This is a genomic window from Actinokineospora terrae, assembly GCF_900111175.1.
Taxonomy (GTDB): domain Bacteria; phylum Actinomycetota; class Actinomycetes; order Mycobacteriales; family Pseudonocardiaceae; genus Actinokineospora; species Actinokineospora terrae.
On sequence record NZ_FOGI01000020.1, the window covers coordinates 1 to 19,865 of the forward strand.

16 protein-coding genes are annotated in these 19,865 nt (G+C 71.4%); 7 read left to right on the forward strand and 9 right to left on the reverse strand.

What is annotated here, in order from left to right; all coding sequences use genetic code 11:
• Nucleotides 1–60: 60 nt before the first annotated feature.
• Both BMY07_RS31915 and BMY07_RS31920 read right to left on the reverse strand, forming a co-directional pair.
• On the reverse strand, nucleotides 61–834 hold the full coding sequence (locus BMY07_RS31915; protein WP_092786795.1) for an ATP-binding cassette domain-containing protein: 774 nt from the start codon (nucleotides 832–834) through the stop codon (nucleotides 61–63).
• Nucleotides 835–903: 69 nt separating this feature from the next.
• Nucleotides 904–2,025, reverse strand: a complete 1,122-nt coding sequence (locus BMY07_RS31920) for a sugar ABC transporter substrate-binding protein (protein WP_092786797.1) — start codon at nucleotides 2,023–2,025, stop codon at nucleotides 904–906.
• Nucleotides 2,026–3,027: 1,002 nt separating this feature from the next.
• Here BMY07_RS31920 and BMY07_RS31930 point away from each other — a divergent pair.
• On the forward strand, nucleotides 3,028–5,478 hold the full coding sequence (locus tag BMY07_RS31930; protein ID WP_092786802.1) for an NB-ARC domain-containing protein: 2,451 nt from the start codon (nucleotides 3,028–3,030) through the stop codon (nucleotides 5,476–5,478).
• Here the strand turns inward: BMY07_RS31930 and BMY07_RS31935 are convergent.
• Nucleotides 5,475–6,254: a sporulation protein gene (locus BMY07_RS31935; protein WP_092786804.1), complete on the reverse strand. Its 780-nt coding sequence runs from the start codon at nucleotides 6,252–6,254 to the stop codon at nucleotides 5,475–5,477. The genes BMY07_RS31930 and BMY07_RS31935 overlap by 4 nt on opposite strands.
• A gap of 60 nt (nucleotides 6,255–6,314) precedes the next feature.
• Between BMY07_RS31935 and BMY07_RS31940 the strand changes: the two genes are divergently transcribed.
• Nucleotides 6,315–6,557 (forward strand): DUF3039 domain-containing protein, encoded by a 243-nt coding sequence (locus tag BMY07_RS31940; RefSeq protein ID WP_170224202.1) that lies wholly within the window; start codon nucleotides 6,315–6,317, stop codon nucleotides 6,555–6,557.
• Nucleotides 6,558–6,610: 53 nt separating this feature from the next.
• Here the strand turns inward: BMY07_RS31940 and BMY07_RS31945 are convergent, their stop codons facing one another.
• Nucleotides 6,611–9,718, reverse strand: coding sequence for an efflux RND transporter permease subunit (locus BMY07_RS31945; RefSeq protein WP_092786806.1), 3,108 nt, complete (start codon nucleotides 9,716–9,718; stop codon nucleotides 6,611–6,613).
• A 170-nt stretch (nucleotides 9,719–9,888) separates the two neighbouring features.
• Nucleotides 9,889–10,968 carry a YihY/virulence factor BrkB family protein gene (locus tag BMY07_RS31950; RefSeq protein ID WP_092786808.1) on the reverse strand — a complete coding sequence of 360 codons (1,080 nt, stop codon included), beginning with the start codon at nucleotides 10,966–10,968 and terminating at the stop codon, nucleotides 9,889–9,891.
• A gap of 205 nt (nucleotides 10,969–11,173) precedes the next feature.
• Here BMY07_RS31950 and BMY07_RS31955 point away from each other — a divergent pair, with 205 nt between their 5' ends.
• Together BMY07_RS31955 and BMY07_RS31960 are read left to right on the forward strand one after the other, a co-directional pair.
• Nucleotides 11,174–12,910 (forward strand): DEAD/DEAH box helicase, encoded by a 1,737-nt coding sequence (locus tag BMY07_RS31955; protein ID WP_092786810.1) that lies wholly within the window; start codon nucleotides 11,174–11,176, stop codon nucleotides 12,908–12,910.
• A gap of 58 nt (nucleotides 12,911–12,968) precedes the next feature.
• A complete protein-coding gene (locus BMY07_RS31960) occupies nucleotides 12,969–13,883 on the forward strand; it encodes a pseudouridine-5'-phosphate glycosidase (protein ID WP_092786812.1) in 915 nt (304 codons plus the stop codon).
• Here BMY07_RS31960 and BMY07_RS31965 read toward each other — a convergent pair.
• From BMY07_RS31965 to BMY07_RS31975, 3 genes are read right to left on the reverse strand one after another with little or no spacing between them, the layout of a single operon-like run.
• The gene (locus BMY07_RS31965; protein WP_092786814.1) at nucleotides 13,865–14,821 is read right to left on the reverse strand and encodes an ABC transporter ATP-binding protein; all 957 of its coding nucleotides are present in this window, start codon (nucleotides 14,819–14,821) and stop codon (nucleotides 13,865–13,867) included. The two genes, BMY07_RS31960 and BMY07_RS31965, sit on opposite strands and share 19 nt — an antisense overlap.
• Nucleotides 14,818–15,630, reverse strand: a complete 813-nt coding sequence (locus BMY07_RS31970; RefSeq protein WP_245782776.1) for an ABC transporter permease — start codon at nucleotides 15,628–15,630, stop codon at nucleotides 14,818–14,820. The genes BMY07_RS31965 and BMY07_RS31970 overlap by 4 nt, the downstream gene beginning before the upstream one ends.
• The gene (locus tag BMY07_RS31975) at nucleotides 15,623–16,423 is read right to left on the reverse strand and encodes an ABC transporter permease (RefSeq protein WP_092786816.1); all 801 of its coding nucleotides are present in this window, start codon (nucleotides 16,421–16,423) and stop codon (nucleotides 15,623–15,625) included. Before BMY07_RS31975 ends, BMY07_RS31970 begins: the two co-directional genes overlap by 8 nt.
• Before the next feature lie 109 nt (nucleotides 16,424–16,532).
• Between BMY07_RS31975 and BMY07_RS31980 the strand changes: the two genes are divergently transcribed.
• Nucleotides 16,533–17,381 carry a carbohydrate kinase family protein gene (locus BMY07_RS31980; RefSeq protein ID WP_092786903.1) on the forward strand — a complete coding sequence of 283 codons (849 nt, stop codon included), beginning with the start codon at nucleotides 16,533–16,535 and terminating at the stop codon, nucleotides 17,379–17,381.
• Here the strand turns inward: BMY07_RS31980 and BMY07_RS31985 are convergent.
• A complete protein-coding gene (locus tag BMY07_RS31985; RefSeq protein ID WP_092786818.1) occupies nucleotides 17,368–17,703 on the reverse strand; it encodes a DUF3099 domain-containing protein in 336 nt (111 codons plus the stop codon). The two genes, BMY07_RS31980 and BMY07_RS31985, sit on opposite strands and share 14 nt — an antisense overlap.
• Nucleotides 17,704–17,784: 81 nt before the next feature.
• Here BMY07_RS31985 and BMY07_RS31990 point away from each other — a divergent pair, with 81 nt between their 5' ends.
• Both BMY07_RS31990 and BMY07_RS31995 read left to right on the forward strand, forming a co-directional pair.
• On the forward strand, nucleotides 17,785–18,288 hold the full coding sequence (locus BMY07_RS31990) for a class I SAM-dependent methyltransferase (RefSeq protein ID WP_177215922.1): 504 nt from the start codon (nucleotides 17,785–17,787) through the stop codon (nucleotides 18,286–18,288).
• A gap of 57 nt (nucleotides 18,289–18,345) precedes the next feature.
• Nucleotides 18,346–19,842, forward strand: a complete 1,497-nt coding sequence (locus tag BMY07_RS31995) for a DUF7782 domain-containing protein (RefSeq protein ID WP_092786823.1) — start codon at nucleotides 18,346–18,348, stop codon at nucleotides 19,840–19,842.
• Nucleotides 19,843–19,865 lie beyond the last annotated feature (23 nt).

Below are 19,865 nucleotides of genomic sequence, written 5' to 3' on the forward strand. Positions count from 1 at the left end.
GGGCGGGTGGCAAGAGGGCAGGGCAGGGAGGGCGGGTGGCAAGGGGGGAGTGCAGGGGCGTCAGATGGCGGCGCTCTCGGGACGCGCCAACCCCAGGTCGCCGGAGCGGCCCGCGGTGATGAGCTCGACGACCTGGGCGTGGGTGACGTCGCGGGTGTTGACCTCGGCGACCATCCGGCCCAGGTAGAGCGTGGCGATGCGGTCGGCGACGGAGAACACGTCGGCCATGTTGTGGCTGATCAGGACCACGCCGAGGCCCTGCTCGGCCAGGCGGCGGACCAGGTCGAGCACCTGCCTGGTCTGCGCGACGCCGAGCGCGGCGGTCGGCTCGTCGAGCAGCACGACCTTGCTCTCCCACAGCACGGACTTGGCGATCGCCACCGTCTGCCGCTGCCCGCCGGAGAGCGAGGACACCGGGGTGCGCACGGACTTGACGGTGCGCACCGACAGCGAGGCGAGGGTCTCGCGGGCGGCCTGCTCCATCGCGGCCTCGTCGAGCAGCCAGCCGCTGCCGCGCTCGCGGCCGAGGAACATGTTCTGCACGATGTCGAGGTTGTCGGCGAGCGCGAGGTCCTGGTACACGACCTCGATCCCGAGGTCGGCGGCGTCGCGGGGGCCGTTGATGCTGACCCGTTCGCCGTTGAAGTGGACGGCGCCGGAGTCCATCGGGTGGATGCCCGCGACGCACTTGACCAAAGTGGACTTGCCTGCGCCGTTGTCACCCACCAGCGCGGTGACCTCGCCCGCGCGGACGGTGAAGTCCACGTCGTGCAGCACGTGCACCGGGCCGAAGCTCTTGTTGAGCCCGGTCAGTTCCAGGATCGGTTCGCTCATGGCGGTTCCTTGCGGGGAGGGCGCCCGCCCGCGGCACCCATGACCGCGGGCGGGCGGCGCCGGGTGGGATCAGCTGATGCCGAGCTGGGTGCAGACCGCGGCGAGGTCGCCGCCGCAGATGTCGCTCGCCTTGACGTAGCCCTGGTCCACCACGTCCTTGACCGAGTCCTTGGTGGTCAGCTTCGGCTCGAGCAGGACCGACTTGACCTTGCGGTTGGCCTTGGTGTCGTCGCTGCTGGCGTTGGCGATCGAGTCGGCGCCCGCGGTGTCGCCCTTGGCCAGCGCGGCGGCGAGCTTGGCGGCCGCCTCGGCCTCTTCCTTGATCGGCTTGAACACGGTCATGTACTGGTCGCCGCGCAGCACGGCCATCAGGCCGTCCGGGGTGGCGTCCTGGCCGGTGACCGGGACCTTGCCGTTGAGGCCGTTCTTGCGCAGCACGGTGATGACCGCGCCCGCGAGGCCGTCGTTGGCCGCGACGACGCCGTCGACCTTGCCGCCGTTGGCGGTCAGGATCTGCTCGAAGGTGACGCCGCCCTTCTGGTTGTCCCAGCCGTCGATCGCCTGGGACTGCACCAGCTTGAGCGTGCCCGCGTCGTAGAGCGGCTTGAGCACGTTCTCCTGCCCGTTGTGGAACAGGGTGGCGTTGTTGTCGGTGGGGGCGCCCTCGATCTCGATGACCTGCGCGCCCGGCTTGGCCTTGAGCGCGTCGGCGAGGCCCTTGCCCTGCAGCTCGCCGACCTTCACGTTGTCGAAGGAGACGTAGTAGTCGGAGCTGCCGCCGAGGTTGAGCCGGTCGTAGTCGATGGTGGGGATGCCGCGGGCCTTGGCCTTGGCCGCCACCGAGGAGCCGACCTCGCTGTTGATGGCGGCGATCACCAGGACCTTGACCCCCTGGCTGATCATGCCGTCGGCCAGGGTGGAGAACTTCTGCACGTCGCCCTGGGCGTTCTGCACGTCGGCGTCGAGGCCCTGGGCCTTCATCGCCGCCTCGATCATCGGCTTGTCGAAGCCCTCCCAGCGCGCCGAGGTGGCGGTCTCGGGCAGGATCACGCCGACCTTGACGCCGCCTGCCGGGGCCTCGGTCGTCGCGCCGCCGGAGGCAGGCGGCGCTGACGGGGTGGCCTGGTTGGCCCCGCAGGCCACCAGGGAAAGTGCACAGACGGTAACCGCCGCCAGATGTGCCAACCGCATGGGAAAGTCCCTTCCGCGTACCACGACGCACCACCTGGGCCCTGGCGGTTTTCGTGCGTTGAGAATGTTGTGCCGCACAACATATGCCCCCGATGTGGTGAGCGAAAGCACACTTGCTCGATTCAGAGACGGTCGCGCGGACACAATCCGGTAACGCCGGTAACCCTCAGGAAACTCTCAGGTCATCTCCGGGTGGCCGCCGCGGCCGGGTTCGAACCGGTGAGTAGCGCGGCTTCGCCCGCGTTGACACCGCCGCAACGGGGACACGAACATCACTTTGCGTGCCTGTCATCGCGGTAGACCTACCGGTCACCGCATCCCGCCCGCCTCCGGCAGCACATCCACCGCAGCCGCCCCACGGGTCCCTTGTGCGCCCGCGCGTACTACGGGATCGTTTGCCCGTGGCACATGTGCGCGCGCACATGAGTCGCGCGTTCCCACGGGTGCAACCGCTTCTCCGACTCACCCGGTCGGGCTCGTCTGGCCGAGCGAATTCGGCTGTCAGCCGAGTCCGTCCGAACGACGAGGAGGACGCGAGTGGACCACCAGGAACAGGACGAACCGTCGGAGCGGTGCCCGCCAAGCCGGGCGGTGCGATGGCTCCACCGGTTCGAGCGAGTGATCCGCGGGAAGTGGAAGCCGATGCGCGGGCTTCTGCTGGTCGCCGAGGCGGGATGCGTGCTCACCAAGCACGAAACCCCCGCCATGGTGGCGAGGGCGCTCGTGATGTTGGGCGACGCGGTCATAACGCCTCGAAACGAAGGGCCGCGTTAGCCCGGGGGGCCCGCACCAAACCAGGTGCGGGTCCGCACCCCCTCTGGATGAGGAGGTGCGCACGCATCTGTGCGCAGGTCGCACCAGTATCACCCGCCGCACCGGCTACCAGTAGACATCACTCGCAACCGCCGTTCGCGGCACGGAATAATGGCGTCCACGCAGCTCACCGCGATGGGCACGACATCGTCCGGACCAGGCGGCGGCACGGAATAACCGGGGAGGGTCATGGCCGGGTGCACGCGGTGCGGCCGCCCGTTGCCGCCCCGGACCGACCCCCGCGGCAGGCCGCGCCGGTTCTGCTCGGCCACCTGCCGGTCGGCCGCCCGCAGGCAGCGGGAGGCGGCGGCCGGTCAGACCAGGGGCTGCGAGTTCGTGGTCTGCGGGATCCCGTGCGGGAACCCGGCGACCGGCGCGCTGGAGCTGCCGACCGGGGCGGTCATCGCGGTCTGCGCGGGGTGCGCCGGGGTCGCGGCGCGGTGGCTGGGGCGTGACGCCGAGGAGCAGCCGCGCAGGCTGGCCGGTGCGCGCCAGGACGGCAAGCCGGAGTTGAGCCCGCGGGAGAGCGACGTGGTGCGCCGGTTCGTCGCGGACGTCCCGGTGGCCAGGATCGCCCGCGAGCTGGACGTGCGGGCGCCGACGGTGCACCAGTACCTGCGGCGGGTGCGGGAGAAATACCAGAAGCTGGGGCGGCAGGCCAAGACCAGGATCGAGCTCTACGAGCGGGCGATCGAGGACGGGATCGTGGCCTCGCCGGTGGAGCGCAGGCTGCTCGACGGCTCCGTGCCGACCGCGCCCGCGCACCACCTGCGGCGCGAGGTCGACCGGTTCTTCGAGCGGGCGGGCGGGCACCGCGAGATCGTGCTGTCGGGCATGGCCGGTGTCGGCAAGAGCCAGATCGCGGCGACGCACGCGCGGCGGGTGTGGGCGCAGGACCTGGTGGACGTGGTCATCTGGACACCTGCCGGGTCGCGGGAGCAGATCATCTCGCACTACGCGCAGACGGCGGTGGCGTTGCTCAACGCGCCGCCGCAGGACCCCGAGCACGCCGCGGCGCAGCTGCTGACCTGGCTCAACACCACGGCGCGGCGGTGGCTGCTCGTGCTCGACGACCTGTGGGACCCGCGGGACCTGCGGGGGCTGCAACCGGCGACCGCCGAGGGCAACCAGGTGGTGATCACCACCCGCAGGCGCGACGCCGAGCTGATCTCCGCGCGCAGGCAGGTGGTCACCGTCGACCTGTTCACCCCGCCGGAGGCGGAGGAGTTCCTGGTCGACCGGCTGCCCGGCCGGGCGGACCCGGACGGGCAGGCCCTGGAACTGGCCAAGGACCTGGGGTACCTGCCGCTGGCGTTGTCGCAGGCCGCGGCGTACATGGTGGACCGGGAGCTGTCCTACGCGGAGTACCGGCGGCGCTGGAACGACCGGCGCAAGAAGGTCGTGGACCTGGTCGGCGACGACCTGCACGGCACCCTGGCCGCGGCGTGGTCGCTGTCGATCGAGCTGGCCAACCAGCTGGACCCGGTGGGCGTCGCCGAGCCGCTGCTGGACCTGATGTCGGTGCTGGACGCCGCCGGTGCCCCGGTGGAGCTGTTCGCGACCGGGGCGGTCCTGGCCTACCTGGGCGAGGAGTCCGGCCGCCGGGTCGGGCAGGACGACGCCAGGGACGCCGTGCGGTGCCTGGAGCGGCTGAACCTGTCCATGGTGGACCTGTTCCGGCCCGAGCACGGCGTGCAGACCCACCCGTTGGTGCAGCGGGTGTCACGGGACCGGATGACGCCGCGACAGCTGGCGCGGGTGGCGCGGGTCGCGGCCCGGGCACTGGTGGAGTTGTGGCCGGTCGACTCCGGGAGCGACACCGGGTTGGCGCGGTCGTTGCGGGCCAACAGCGTCGCTCTGCAGACGCACGCCGGGTCGCTGCTGTGGAGCAGCGGGGAGACCGAGCTGGTGTTCCGCACCGGCGCCAACCTCGGGCACTCCCAGCACGTGCTGGAGGCGATCACCTACTTCGAGGACGCCGTGGAGACCGCGGCCGTGCTGCCGCCCGAGCACCAGGACGTGCTGCGGGCCAGGGCGGAGGCGGCCCGCTGGCACGCGAAGGCCGGGCACACCGGGGCCGCGGTGGACGGCCTGGCCCAGGTGCTGGCCGACCTGAGCGACGTCCTCGGCCCCGACCACGTCGACACGGTGACCACCCGGGCGTGGCTGGCGTTCGCGCTGGCCGAGACCGGTGACGACGACACCGACCTCGACGCGCTGCTCGCCGACCTCGCGCGGCTGCTCGGCGCCGAGCACCCGGACGCCCTCACCACCCGGCGCCTGATCGCCAACCGCCGGGGCCACGACGGCGACCCGGAAGGCGCGGTGCGCGATCTCGAACAGGTCCGCGACGGCCAGCTGCGGGTGCTCGGCGCCGAGCACCCGGACACCGCGGCGACCGAGGAGGACCTGCGGTTCTGGCTGGACGGCATCCAGATGGCGCGGCTGGAGCCCGTGCTGGCCGAGCAGCGGCTGCGGGCCAGGACGCCGTCGCCGCTGGTGCTGTCCTGGGTGGTCGGCGAGCAGGCCGCCACGCGGGACGTCAGCGGGGCCGCGGAGCCGTTGGGGCGTTCGTGGGCGGGCGACGAGCAGGCCGGGCCGGGCTCGTCGCTGGTCCACGAGGGTGGGTGGTGGCGCTAGTCGAAGATCCCGCGGGGCGCCGCGACCTGCCGCAGCCAGCCCTCCAGCTGGCGCTCCCAGGGCGCGTTGACCTCCCGCACCGGGAAGGTGCCGAGGAACGAGCGCGAGCGGCCGCCGAGACCGCCGCCCTTGGCGACCCTGACCTGCTTCACCGCGTCCAGCACGACCTGCACCTCCTGCGGCCCGGCCAGGAAGGTGACCGTCAGCGAGGTCAGGCCGGAGGGGCCCGGCGCGTCGAAGGTGATCTCCTGGAAGAACGGGAGCTGCTGGTCGAGACCGTCCACGCGGTCGCGCTCGAGGTTGGCGCCGCGGAAGGTGTAGCCGAGGCGGCTGAGCGCGTCGAGGACGCGGTGCTGGGCGGGCAGCGGCTCGACGGCGACGGCGTCCACGTCCTGGGCGTCGACGACGGAGCCGGACAGGTCGAGGGTGGTCTGCAGCCCGACTGCCATGCCGGTGAGGTGCTTGCCGAGCACCGAGGTGATGGGCGTCTCCCAGGGCAGCCGCACCTCGAACGGCACGGTGACCCTGGCGCCCGCCCTGACCAGCTCGCTGCCCGCCAGGTGCACCTGCTGCACCGGCAGGTCGCGCGGCCCGTCCGGGGTGTCGACCCTGGCCAGCAGCGCCACGCCGAGGGCGTCGACCTGCTGGTCGACGCTGCCGCCGAGCAGGTGCACCTCTCCGCGCAGCAGCCCACCCGGACGGGTGGCCCGGTCGAGGATCTGGGCGTCGACCTTGGCGGCCCCGGCGCCGAAACCAGCGAGGACCTTCTGGAACATGCGCGCATCCTGCCAGGCCGAGGCGGTCGCGGGGACCGGTTCTGGTGTCAGAATGGTCGGGTGAGCGCACCAACGCAGACCCGGCCGGAAGTCGACACGCGGCCCGAGGGCACCGAGACCACGGGCGACGACACGCCCAAGATGTTCCACTACGTGCAGAAGAACAAGATCGTCGAGAGCGCCGTCACCGGGACCATGGTGGTCGCGCTGTGCGGCGAGGTCTTCCCGGTCACGAAGTCGCCCAAGCCGGGCTCGCCGGTGTGCCCGGACTGCCAGAAGATCTACGAGTCGATGAAGGCCTGAACGCCGCCAGGGCCACCCCGGGTGACCGGGGCGGCCCTCTTCGCGCGAACGGCTCAGACCCGCTGCAACTCCGGCTCTTGCGCTGCCGGGCGCTGAGCGCGCTTGGCGGCGCGCTTGGCCCTGCGGCGCTCCTTGAAGTTCTCGACCATCGTGTAGAGGGTCGGGACGAGCACCAGGGTCAGCAGCGTCGAGCTGATCAGGCCGCCGATGACCACCAGGGCCAGCGGCTTGCCGATGAACCCGCCCTCGCCGGTGATGCCCGAGGCCATCGGCAGCAGCGCGAAGATCGTCGCCGCCGCGGTCATCAGGATCGGGCGCAGCCGCCTGCGGCCGCCCTCGATGACCGCGTCCCGCACGCTCATCCCGTCCGCCCGGTACTTGTTGATCAGGTCGATCAGCACGATGGCGTTGGTCACCACGATGCCGACCAGCATCAGCATGCCGATGAGCGAGGGCAGCCCGAGCGGGGTGCCGGTGAGCAGCAGCAGGCCGATGGCGCCGGTGGCCGCGAACGGGATGGACACCAGCAGGATCAGCGGCTGCACCAGGCTGCGGAACGTCGCCACCATGATCAGGAAGACGATGGCGATCGCGGCCAGCATGGCCAGCCCCAGGTCGGCGAAGGTGTCGGCCTGGTCGGCGCTGACCCCGCCGACCGAGTACGCCGCGCCGCCGGTCAGCGCGACCTTGCCCAGCCGGTCGGTCATGTCCTTGGTGACCGCGCCGAGGTCTGACGAGGTCGACTTGGCGGTGACGGTGGTGCTGCGGTCGCCGTCGGTGCGGGTGACCTGGACCGGGCCGTCGACCGTGGACACCTGGGCGACCTGCCCGAGGGTGACCGGGCCAGCGGCGCTGGGCAGCGGCAGCGCCTTGAGCGCGGCGACGTCGGTCGGCGCGGCGCCGGTGCGCAGCACGACCTGCTGGCGGGCGCCGCCGATGGGCAGTTCGGCCACCGGGGTGCCGCGCAGCGCCTGGGCGGCGAACTGGCCGATGACCTGGTTGCTCAGGCCCTTGGCCGCCGCGGCGCGCTGGTCGACCACGATCTCCACCCGCGGTGAGCTGCGGGCCAGGTCGCTGGTCACGTCGGTGAGCCCCGGGGTGCCCGCGACGGCGTCCTGGACGGTCTTGGTCGCGGCGCTCAGGCCCGCGGCGTCCGGCGCGGTCACGACGACCTCGATGGACGAGGACGCGCCCGCCGCGGCGGAGGCCCCGGTCTCCAGGGTGCCCGCGCCGGTGCCGAGCCGGTCCTTGATGCCCTTGAGCACGGCGTCGCGGTCGATGTCGGGCTTGAGCGTGGCGTCGACGGTGGTGTTGCCGTCGCCGCCGAAACCGAAGCCCGCCAACGAGTCGTCGACGCCGACGGTGACCTGGTAGACCTCGATCTCCGGGGTGGCGGCGAGCACGTCCTCCAGCTTCTTGGCCGCGGCGTCGCGCGCGGCGAGGCTGGTGCCGGGCGCCAGTTCCTGGGTCAGCCGCACCGAGGTGCCGCCGTCGTCGTCGATGAAGTTGGTCTCCAGCCGCGCGGCCAGGCCCATGGTGGCGATGAAGATCAGCACGGCGGCGAGGATCGTGGCCCAGCGGCGGCGGGTGGCGAAGCGCAGCACCGGGACGTAGGCGCGCTGCAGCGGGCTGCGCCGCTCCTTGTCCAGCGCCGCTTGCAGGGCGCGCTCGGCGGCGGCCGGGTCGGCGGAGACCGCGGGGGGCTTGAGGAACCAGAACGCGAGCACCGGGACGATGGTCAGCGACACCAGCAGCGACGCGACGAGCGCCACGGTGACCGTCAACGAGAACGGCCCGAACAGCTCGCCCGCGATACCGCCGACGAACGCGATCGGTGCGAACACCGCCACCGTGGTCAAAGTGGACGCCGTCACCGCGCCTGCGACCTCCTTGGTGCCGTCGAGGATCGCGTGCAGCTTCTCCTCGCCGTACTCCAGGTGTCGCTTGATGTTCTCCAGCACGACGATCGAGTCGTCCACCACCCGGCCGATCGCGATGGTGAGCGCGCCGAGGGTGAGCATGTTCAGCGACAGGTCACCGGTCCACATCACCAGCAGCGCCACGAGCACCGACAGCGGGATGGACACCGCGGTGACGACCGTGGAGCGGATGGAGAGCAGGAACAGCAGGATCACCAGCACCGCGAAGGCCAGGCCCAGCACGCCCTCGGTGGTCAGGCCGCTGATCGCCTTCTCCACCTCCGGCCCTTGGGAGAACACCACGGTGAGGTCGGAGCCCGACGAGCGCTCCAGTTCGGCGAGCTTGTCGTTGACCGCCTTGGAGATCTCGACCGCGTTGCCGTCCCGGGTCATGGTGACCGTGACGCCGAGGGTGGGCTTGCCGCCGGTGCGGGTGATCACGGTGGCAGGCGCGAGTCCTGACTCGACAGTCGCGACCTCGCCGAGGGTGACCGGCTTGCCCTGTGCGGGAAGCTGGAGCGCGCGCAGATCGTCCACACTGGTCAGTGGCCCGCCGACCTGGACGGTGAGCGACTTGTCCGACTCGGTGACCGCGCCTGCCGGGAGCGTCGCGCCCGCGGTGGACAGCGTGGTGGCCAGCGCGGACGGGTCCACGCCCGCCGCAGCGAGCTTGGCGTAGTCGACGGTGACCGTGACCTGCTGGGTGCGGGCGCCGCTGACGCCCGCCTCGCGCACCCCGCTGATCCCCTCCAGTGCGGGCACGACCTCGGCGCGCAGCCGGGCGGCGGTGGCGACCTCGTCGGACCCCGACGTCGCGGCGAGCACGACCACCGGCAGGTCGTCGGTGCTGCCCTGCATGATCGTCGGCTCCACGCCCTGCGGCAGCTGCGGGCGCACGCGGTTGACCGCCTGCTGCAGCTGGCTGATCGCGGTGTCCATGTCGGTGCCGTAGACGAACTGCACCTGCACGGTCGACGAACTCTCCGCGGACCGGGTGGTGATCTTCTCCACACCGGCGACGCCGCGGACCCCGGCCGAGATCGGTTCGGCCACCTGGCTGTCCACCACATCCGGGGACGCGCCGGGGTAGGCGGCGATGACGACCGCGCCCGGCAGCTGGATGGAGGGCAGGAGTTGTTGTTTCAGTGACGGCAACGCGATGGCGCCGAAGCCGATGATGAGCAGGCTGAGCAAGCCCACCAGACCCCGGTTGCCCAGGCTGAGTCGTGCCAGCACGGACATCTGCGTAGTTCCCCTCGGACAACGAGCACTGTGGACACCGACGACCCCCTGGCGCGCGCTCGGCGGGCCACATCACCGGTGGATTGGGGGAAGCCTGGCACAGGGAGCCTGAGGAGGGACTCAGCCCACGGGGCGATTCCCACCCGGGCCGGGTCATACAAAAGTATGACTCAGCCCTGGCTGCGGTCCCGATCCCACGACCGGGTGGACTCGGCGGGCGGGTCCGCGGCGGGCTGTTCACCCGGTGCTCGCGCGGCCGTCTCGCCGGTGTCGCGCTGCCGGTTCTTGCCCGCCGCCTTCTCCATCTCCAACCGCCGCCACCGCCGCCGCTGGCGCTTGGTCAGCTTCGCGGGCCACACCTCTTCGATGGCGGCGTTGAAGTACGCGCCGATCACGACGGCCAGGCCGATGAAGAAGGCGAACAGCAGGAACGCGATGGGGGTGGCGAGCGCGCCGTAGGTGTAGCCGGTGGTGGTGATCCAGCCGATGTAGAGGCGCAGCCCGATGCTGGACAGGACGAACACGGCCATCGCCATGATCGCCCCCGGCACGCCGCGGTGCCACGGCAGCTTGCGCGGCAGGGCGAGCTTGTAGAGCGTGGTGAGCGCGAGCACGATCAAGATGCCGATCACCGGGTAGTAGGCGGTGCCGATCCACGCGTTGATGGTCGGCTGCCAGGACTCCGGGAACAGGTTGGGCAGCAGGTCGGGGCCGAGCGCGAGCACCGGCAGGCCGATGATCAGCAGCACCAGGCTGGCCATGTAGAGCAGCAGCGCGAAGATCCGTTGCCACACCTCGTGACGGACCCCGTACTGGCCGTGTGCGACGGTGATCGCGTCCACGAACGACGACATCGCCGACGACCCGGCCCACAGCGAGATCAGGAAGCCGACGGAGACGATCTCGCCGCGCCCGACGGTGAGGATGTCGGAGACCGTGGGCTGGATGATCTGCGTCACCACGTTCTCGCTGAACGCCTTGCGCGAGATGTCGATCAGGTCGGCCTGCACCGCGAGCACGACGTCCGGGCCGAACCACTCGGCGACGAAACCGAGGCTGCCCAGCAGCCCGAGCAGCAGCGGCGGCAGGGACAGGACCTGCCAGAACGCGGCCTCGGCCGCCTCGGAGAAGAGGTTGCCTGCCCAGGCCTTGGACAGGGTGCGCCTGAGCAGCCGGGACGGACCTCGCCGCGCGGGCGGGCCGCCGGGGGTGCCGTCGCGGCCGTCCTGGGGTGCTGGCTGCGCGGTCATACCGGGTCAAGCATGGTCCATGACCACTCGATCGGCTTGATCACCGGCGTCGAGCGGGCCCCGGCGTGTCGCGGCCTGCGGCGATCTTGGCCGGGCGGGCGGTATCCTCGACGGCGCCCTCACCCCGGTCCCGCGCTCGACGCCGTGCCGACCAGCTGAGGGCATCACCGTGTCCGGAGCAGGTGGAGAGGAGCTGGGGCATCCCGTGACCCGGGCCGAGGTGGAACCGGACTCCCGAGCGAGCGCCCCGGCGCGGCCGCTGCGCGACTGGCAGCGGCGCGCGCTGACCAAGTACCTGACCACGCGCCCGAAGGACTTCCTCGCGGTGGCGACCCCCGGCGCGGGCAAGACGGTGTTCGGGCTGCGGGTGGCCAGCGAGCTGCTGGCCGACCGCACCGTCGAGTCGCTGACGATCGTGGCGCCGACCGAGCACCTCAAGCACCAGTGGGCGTCGGCGGCGTCGGCGGCGGGCATCCCGATCGACCCGAACTTCACCAACTCGATGGGCGCCACCTCGCGCGACTTCCGCGGCGTCGCGGTCACCTACGCGCAGGTCGCGGCGCACCCGAGCCTGCACAGGGTGCGCACCGAGCAGCGCAAGACGCTGGTCATCCTCGACGAGATCCACCACGGCGGCGACGCCAAGAGCTGGGGCGACGCGGTCCGCGAGGCGTTCACCCCGGCCGCGCGGCGGCTGGCGCTGACCGGCACCCCGTTCCGCAGCGACGACTCCCCCATCCCGTTCGTCGACTACGAGCCCGATGGCGAGGGCTTCCAGCGCAGCCGCGCCGACCACACCTACGGCTACTCCGACGCGCTGCGCGACGGCGTCGTCCGGCCGGTGATCTTCCTGGCCTACTCCGGCGAGGCGAGCTGGCGGACCAGCGCGGGCGAGGAGTTCACCGCCCGGCTCGGCGAGCCGCTGACCGCCGAGCAGACCGCGCGGGCGTGGCGCACCGCGCTCGACCCGTCCGGCGAGTGGGTGCCCTCGGTGCTGGCCGCGGCCGACACCCGGCTGACGCAGGTCCGCCACCACGTGCCGGACGCCGGTGGCCTGGTCATCGCCTCCGACCACGTCTCGGCGAAGGCGTACGCGCAGATCCTGGCGACCGCGACCGGCGAGGCGCCCACCCTGGTGCTCTCCGACGACCCGAAGGCCTCGGGGCGGATCCAGGAGTTCGCCGACTCGGACTCGCGTTGGCTGGTGGCGGTCCGGATGGTCAGCGAGGGCGTGGACGTGCCGCGGCTGGCGGTGGGCGTGTACGCGACCAGCGCCTCGACGCCGCTGTTCTTCGCCCAGGCCATCGGCAGGTACGTGCGGGTGCGGCGCCAGGGCGAGACGGCCAGCGTGTTCCTGCCCTCGGTGCCGGTGCTGCTGGACCTGGCCAGCCAGCTGGAGGCCGAGCGCGACCACGTGCTGGGCAAGCCGCACCGGGAGAAGGAGGGTTGGGACGACGAGCTGGTCGCCGACGCCAACCGGACCAAGGACGAGCTGGGCGAGGAGGAGAAGGCGTTCACCTCGCTGGGTGCCTCCGCCGAGCTGGACCAGGTCATCTTCGACGGCTCGTCGTTCGGCACCGCCGCGGGCGCGGGCACGGTGGAGGAAGAGGAGTACCTAGGCCTGCCGGGGCTGCTCGAACCGCACCAGGTTCGTGAGCTGCTGAGACAGCGGCAAGAGCAGCAGGTCGCGGCGAGATCCAAGCGGGCCGCGGAGGCGAAGCCGGAGGAACCGGCGGCGCGGGCGCAGCCGCAGTCAGTGCAAGAGCGCTTGGCGAACCTGCGCAAGGAGTTGAACGCGCTGGTCGGCATGGCCCACCACCGCACCGGCAAGCCCCACGGCCTCATCCACGGCGAGCTGCGCCGAGCCTGCGGCGGTCCGCCCACCGCGATGGCCACGATCGAGCAGCTCGAGGAACGCATCGTCACCCTGCGTTCCTGGTAGCCCCTGCTGGACCGCCCGACGAACGGGCGGGAACCGCGGCGTTTGCCATGATGTCGGGATGAGCCCACACCTGGTCATCGCCGATGAGGTCACCGCCGCCCGGTCCGAGGGGCGTGCCGTGGTGGCCCTGGAGAGCACCCTGCTGGCCCACGGGCTGCCCCAGGGGCGCAACCTGGAGGTCGGCGCCCGGCTGGAGCGCATCGTGCGGGACGCGGGCGCCGTGCCCGCCACCATCGCGGTCCTCGACGGTGTGGCGCACATCGGGCTCACACCGGAGCAGCTCCGGCGCGTGTGCTCCCCCGGTCTCGCGAAGCTGTCGCTGCGTGACCTCGGGCCCGCTTACGCGCTCAAGCGCGATGGCGCTACCACCGTGGCCAGTACGGCAGCGCTAGCGCACCAGGCGGGCATCAAGGTGTTCGCGACCGGCGGCCTCGGTGGCGTGCATCTCTCCGTTCCTGCCGGTAGCGCGTCCTGGGATGTCTCCGCGGACTTGGACGTCCTCGCGACCACGCCGGTGACCGTCGTCTGCTCCGGCGTGAAGTCGATCCTGGACATCGCCGCGACCGTGGAGGTGCTGGAGACGAAGTCGGTGCCGGTGGTCGGGTATCGCACTGACTACTTCCCTGGGTTCTACCTGCGCGAGTCAGCGCACACGGTGCCGTGGCGGGTGGACAACCCCGCGGACGCGGCCGCAGTGATCGCGGCGCACAGCACGTTCACGGCCTCGGGTGTCCTGCTGGTCAACCCGGTGCCGGTGGAGTACGAGCTCGACCGGGAACTCCACGACAGGCTTCTCAGCGAGGGCATGGCGTTGCTGCAAGAGCGCGGGATCCGGGGCAAGGACGTCACACCCGCACTGCTGGAGTTCTTCCACAACGGCAGCGGTGGCGCGAGTTTGAGCGCCAACACCGAACTGGTGGCGGACAACGCGCGCGTGGCCGCCGAGGTCGCGGTTCAGCTCTCGTCTCGGTAGAGCCGCGCGACAACGTCCTCGATGTCGGGTTCTTGCACCGAGAGGTCTCTGAGCGAGACGGCTTGGGCTAGAGCCGCGACGACCTCTCCCGCCGCCATTCCGTCGAGCGTGAGCGTGACCCGCCGCGCGTCGGCCTCTACCGCGGTGACAACGGCGCCCGGCAGCGTAAGACCCTCGGGCCACGGGTTGTCCAGATCGGCGACGATGGTGCGGCGTGAGCGGTAGCGGGCGTGTAGTTCGTCCAGGGTGCCGTCGTGCACCACGCGGCCGTGGTCGATGACCACGAGCCTGCGGCAGAGCTTCTCGATGTCGGCCAGGTCGTGGGTCGTGAGCACGACCGTGTTGTCGCCGCGCTTGTCCACGTCGGCGAGGAACGTCCGCACGGCCTGCTTGCTGAGCACGTCGAGGCCGATCGTGGGCTCGTCGAGGAACAGTACCTCCGGACCGTGCAAGAGGGCGGCGGTGAGCTCACCGCGCATGCGTTGCCCCAACGACAACTGACGCACCGGAGTCCGCTGGAACTCGTCGAGCCCGAGCAGGTCGGTGCACTGCTTCAGTCGAGCGGCGTGATCGCCCTCTGGAACCCGGTAGATGTGCCGTAGTAGTGAGAACGACTCTTCGAGCGGTAGGTCCCACCACAGCTGTGAGCGCTGCCCGAACACAACGCCGATCCGCCTCGCAAGAGTGGTGCGCTTAGCCACCGGCTCCAGCCCGCAGACGCTGACCTCACCCGCGCTCGGGGTGAGCACACCGGTCAGCATCTTGAGCGTGGTGGACTTACCGGCGCCGTTCGGGCCTATGTACCCGAGCAGCTCGCCGCGCTCCACGGTGAGGTCGACACCGTCCACAGCAGACACCACGTGCCGCTCCCTGCGGAACCGGCCGACCTTGCGCGACACGGTGAACTCCTTGCGCAGACCGCGCGCCGAAATGATCATGACCCTGTGCTCCGGTAGTGGCGGACGCCGAAGCGCCAGAAGGCGGTGGCGACGCAAGCGGCGACAACGGCGACCAACGGCGACCCCCACGCCACCGCGGTCGGTAGGCCCAACGGGTCCGGCTTGCCGAGTAGGACAAGGCTCGGGAAGTACGCGACGAAGCCGAACCCGATGCCCAGGGTGAACAGGTCGCGGAACCAACCGCCGTACATGGTGCTCGGGTACGAGGTGAAGTCGCGCCCGCCGTAGGTGAACGCGTTCGCCACCTCACCGGACTCGACCCACCAGAACGCCACGGTGGCACCCCCGATGAACAGGCTGGCGAAGAACACAGCACCCGAGATCGGGACTATGGCGGCGAACAGCGCGCGTTCGACCGTCCACGGGATGTCTGCCACGCACAACGCGACGATGTAGAGCACGACTCCTTGCACCGCCCTGCCGATACGGCGCAACGCGAAGGTGATGACCGCTAGCTGCAAGAGGGCGGACAGGGGTCGCAGCAGCAGCGAGTCGAACAACCCTGACCGGACGTACTCGCGCAGTTTGTCCGCACTGCCCGCCACCAGGTCGGCCACGGTGAACGAGGCCGCCGACAACGCGGCCATCAGGAGCACCTCGGTGCCGGTGAACCCGCCGAGCGCGCCGGTGACGGAGAACAAGACGAAGACGGTGGCGATGTCGAGGCCGTTGACGACCATACTGCCGAGGATCTCCAGCACCATCGACGTGCGGTACTGCCACTGGCTGCGGACCTGCGCGCGGAGCACCCGCCCGTAGACCCGCGCGGTGTCGCGGATGTCAGCCACCTTGCACCACCAGCTTCCGCACCGCGCGCGTCTGGACCCAGCGACAGAGGAGCAGTAAGAGAACCATCCACATGACCTGCCCCAGGCAGACCAAGAGCGCGTGCCCGGTGCCACCTCGCTCGACCGCGATGTCCAGTGGCGCCTGGAGCAAGGACGGGAACGGGGTCGCCACCCACAGCACGGTGCTCAGCCACTCCGGCAAGACGGCCAGCGGGAAGTACAGCCCGCTGGCTGCGCCGGACACGAAAACCCAGAACATCATGACGCCCCGGATGTCCAGCAACCAGAACGCGGTCAGGCCGATCAGGTACCGGCACGCGAAGCACACGACGATCGCGAGCAGGGTGGACAGCACGAACAGCGGGTAAGTCAAGAGGCTCCGCGGGACATAGAGCCCAAAAGCGATAGCGCCCACGACCAGCGGCACCACGAACCTGGTCAACGCGGCGAAGGCAGCGCGGCCGATGTCGGTCCACAGGTACGTCCACAGTGGATCCACCGGGCGCAGCAGGTCGGCGACGACATCCCCGGTGCGCACCCGCTCGGCCAGGTCGAGCATCGTCCAGGAGTTCACCACCGCGAGCAGCCCCTGCCCCAGCCAGACGTAGCTGACCAGTTGCGACCGGTCGTAGCCGACCATGGTCCCGCCCGCGGTCGCAGCGACGCTGAGCAGGATGTAGCAGCGCAGGTAGCCGAACACGGTGTTGGTGAACGCCCCGGCGAAGGTGGCCTGCCGGTAGGTCGCGTACCGGCGGAAACCGGCGGCGACCAGCGCGGTCTGGACACGCGCCATCGCCGGGCTCCTTCGAGGAGGTCATCGTCGGGAAGTTGTCGCAGACTGAGCGGAGCGCCTTTCTACCGTAAGGTCCCGTGTCCGCGCGAGTTCGGTTCCGGAGGTGACCGTGAGCCCGGTGGTCGTGGTCGGCGACACGGCGCTGGACGTGGTGGTCCGGCACGCCACGCCCATCGCCTGGGGTGACGACACGCTCGGCGAGACCACGCTGCGCTCCGGTGGCGCCGCCGCGAACGCGGCCGCGTGGCTGGCGCACCTCGGCGAACAGGTCACCCTGGTGTCACGTGTGGGCGATGACGCGGCGGCTGCCCAGGCGAGAACAGAACTCACCGGTAGAGGCGTTCAGTGTGTGTTCACAGTAGATCCGACTGCCAGCACTGGGTGTGTGGTCGTTCTCGTTGATGCCACCGGTCAGCGCACGATGTTTCCGGATAGGGGAACAAACGCACTTCTGCGCCCGACAGATCTACCGCCGCTCGACGGGGCTCGACACCTGCACTTGTCCGGCTATGTGCTCTTGGACAAAGCCACCCGCGAAGCCGGAATGGCGATCCTGGCCGCTGCCCGCGCGTCCGGCCTGACGACCTCGGTGGACCCGCAATCGGCCGCCCTCGTCGACGACACGTTCCTCACCGCGATCCAGGGCATCGACCTGCTCCTGCCCAACCACGACGAGTACCTCGCGCTGGGCGGTCGAAACGTGCTCGACGCGGTCTCCGCGGCCGCGGTGACGCGCGGCGAACACGGTGCGTACTGGGTCGACCGTGACGGAGTGGTCGAGGAGCCCGCGGTGCCAACGGAGTGTGTCGACACCACCGGCGCCGGTGACGCGTTCAACGCGGGAGCACTGCGGGCGTGGCTACGCGGAGCAACACCACGCGCGGTGCTGCGCGCGGGTGCCGAGGCCGGGGCGCTGGCCGTGTCGCGCGTGGGCGCCCAGCCGCTCAGCCGTCGATGACCTGGCGGTCCGCGGCCTCGATGGCCTTGGGGTCGCGCTGGTAGCGGTTGACCTTCTCCGACTTGCGCGGTGGGCGGTCGTTGGCGATGAGCACCGCCATCCACGGCAGCGGGATCGACAGCGCGACGAAAGCGAGTGCCAGCCACCACACCTGGTAGGTCAGGCCCGCCAGCAGCAGGCACGGGATGCGCAGGCCCATCATGATCATGTATTTGCGCTTGCGCGCGGCGAACTGGTCCTCGTACGACGGCTCGGCCTCGGTGATCAGAACCGGGGTGTCGTCCCGCTCGGAGCCCTTCACGACACCACCTCCACCCGCCATCCTCTCACCTGCGCGGGCGAACTGCGCCATCCGGGTAGAACTGGACCGGAAACCCCCCGGATGCCGGTAAAAAGAGTGTTTATGACTGGATTCGCGGTCGAGGGGTTCGGCGCGTCGACCCGACACCGCATGGCCGAGGCCAACCTGGCCCGCCACCTCACCGAGCCGTGCAGGCTGCTGGACGTGGCGGGCGGGCGCGGCGAGGACGGCGTGCCGCTGGCCGCGCTGGGCCACGAGGTCACGATCCTCGACCCCGCGGGCGCGATGTTGGCCGACGCCTTGGCCCACGCGTACACGCGCGGTGTGACGGTGCGCGTGGCCCAGGCGGGTGCCGAGGACGCGCCGGACCTGTTCCGCGCGGGCGACTTCGACGTGGTGCTGTGCCACGACTTGCTGCATTACGCGGAGGACCCGGTCGCGTTGCTGCGAGCGGTGACCGCGCCGCTGCGGTGCGGCGGCCTGCTGTCGCTGTTGGGGCCGTTGCCGTCCGCGGGACAGGCCAGGGACGCCGCGACCGAACTGGGTGCGGAGATCATCGCCCGCTACCGCCTCCCCGGGCACTTCCACCTCATCACCCGCGTCTAGTCCACCGCTGCTCGGCCCATCCGGGTCGGTGCCGCGGTCACGTGCGAGCATTCGGGCGTGCTTCCCCATTTCCCGGACGAGTTCTGCGCGCGCCTGGCCGAGGCGCTGCGGGTGGCCGACTACGACGCCGACGGGGTGGTGGCGGCGCTGGGCGACCAGGCGCACGCCGCGCTCGGCCGCGGCGAGCCGGAACCCGCCCGCCGCGCCACCACCGACGGCGGGCCGCTGGCGACGCTCATCCGGCTGTTCCTCGTCGGCGACCCGGTCCCGGCCGCCCAGGCCCGCGCCGCGCTGCGGGGCGTCGACGAGGCGGACGCGGTCGCCGGCGGACTGCTGCGCTTCGACGGCGACACCGCGCGCGCCGGGCTCGACCTGCGCCCCTACGGCGACGACGAGGGCTCGTGGTGGGTGGTCGCCGATCTCGACGCAGAGCAGTCGGGGTCGCCCGTGGGCGCCGACCACGTGCTCGGCATCGGGCACGCCTCGCTGAGCCTGGCCAGGGCCACCGTGCGCAGGCCGGTCGGCACGCTGCTGGACCTGGGCACCGGTTGCGGGGTGCAGGCGCTGCACGCGAGCAGGCACGCGGGCCGGGTCACCGCGACCGACCTGTCCGAGCGCTGCCTGGCGCTGGCCTCGGCGACGTTCCGGCTCAACGGCCTGGACGTGGAGACCGCGCGCGGCTCCTGGTTCGACCCGGTCGAGGGTCGGCGGTTCGACCAGGTGGTGTGCAACCCGCCGTTCGTGGTCGGCCCGCCGCGGGTGGACTACGTGTACCGCGACTCCGGACTGGCGGGCGACGACGCGAGCGCGCTGGTCGTGCGCGGGCTCCCGGCCGTGCTCGCCCCCGGCGGGGTCGGGCAACTGCTGGCGTCGTGGCTGCACCGGCGCGGCGAGGACTGGGCCGAGCGGGTCACCGAGTGGCTGCCCGACGAGGGGATCGACGCCTGGTTCGTGCAGCGCGACGTGGCCGAGCCCGCGATGTACGTGGGCACCTGGCTGCGCGACGCGGGCATCGACCCGCGCTCGGCGGAGGGCTCGGCCAAGGCCTCGGCCTGGCTGGACTGGTTCGACGCCAACGACGTGGTCGGCGTCGGGTTCGGCTTCGTCACGCTGCGCGCCACCGACAGCGACACCGAGGTGGCCTGCGAGGACCTGCGGCACGCCTACGACGACCCGCTGGGCCCCGAGGCGGGCACCTGGCTCGACCGGGTCGCCTGGCTGCGCGCCAACGGCGACCCGGCGCGGGTGCTGGCCACCGAGTTCACCGTGGCGCCGACCGTGGTGCTGGAGCGGGTGTCGGAGCCCGCCGAGGACGGCTGGCGCGAGCTGGTGCGCAGGCTGCACCGCACCGACGGCCCCGGCTGGCAGCAGGAGACCGACGAGCTGGTGACGGCGCTGCTGGCGGGCTGCCGCGGCCAGGTCCCGCTCGGCGACCTGCTGACCCTGCTGGCCGCCGGGCACGGGCTGCCGACCGACGCGGTGGTTCGCGCCGCGCTGCCGGTCGTGGCCGACCTGGTCACGCACGGGATGCTGCTGCCCAAGGAACTCGCGTGACCGGACAACCGGACCCAGGTCCG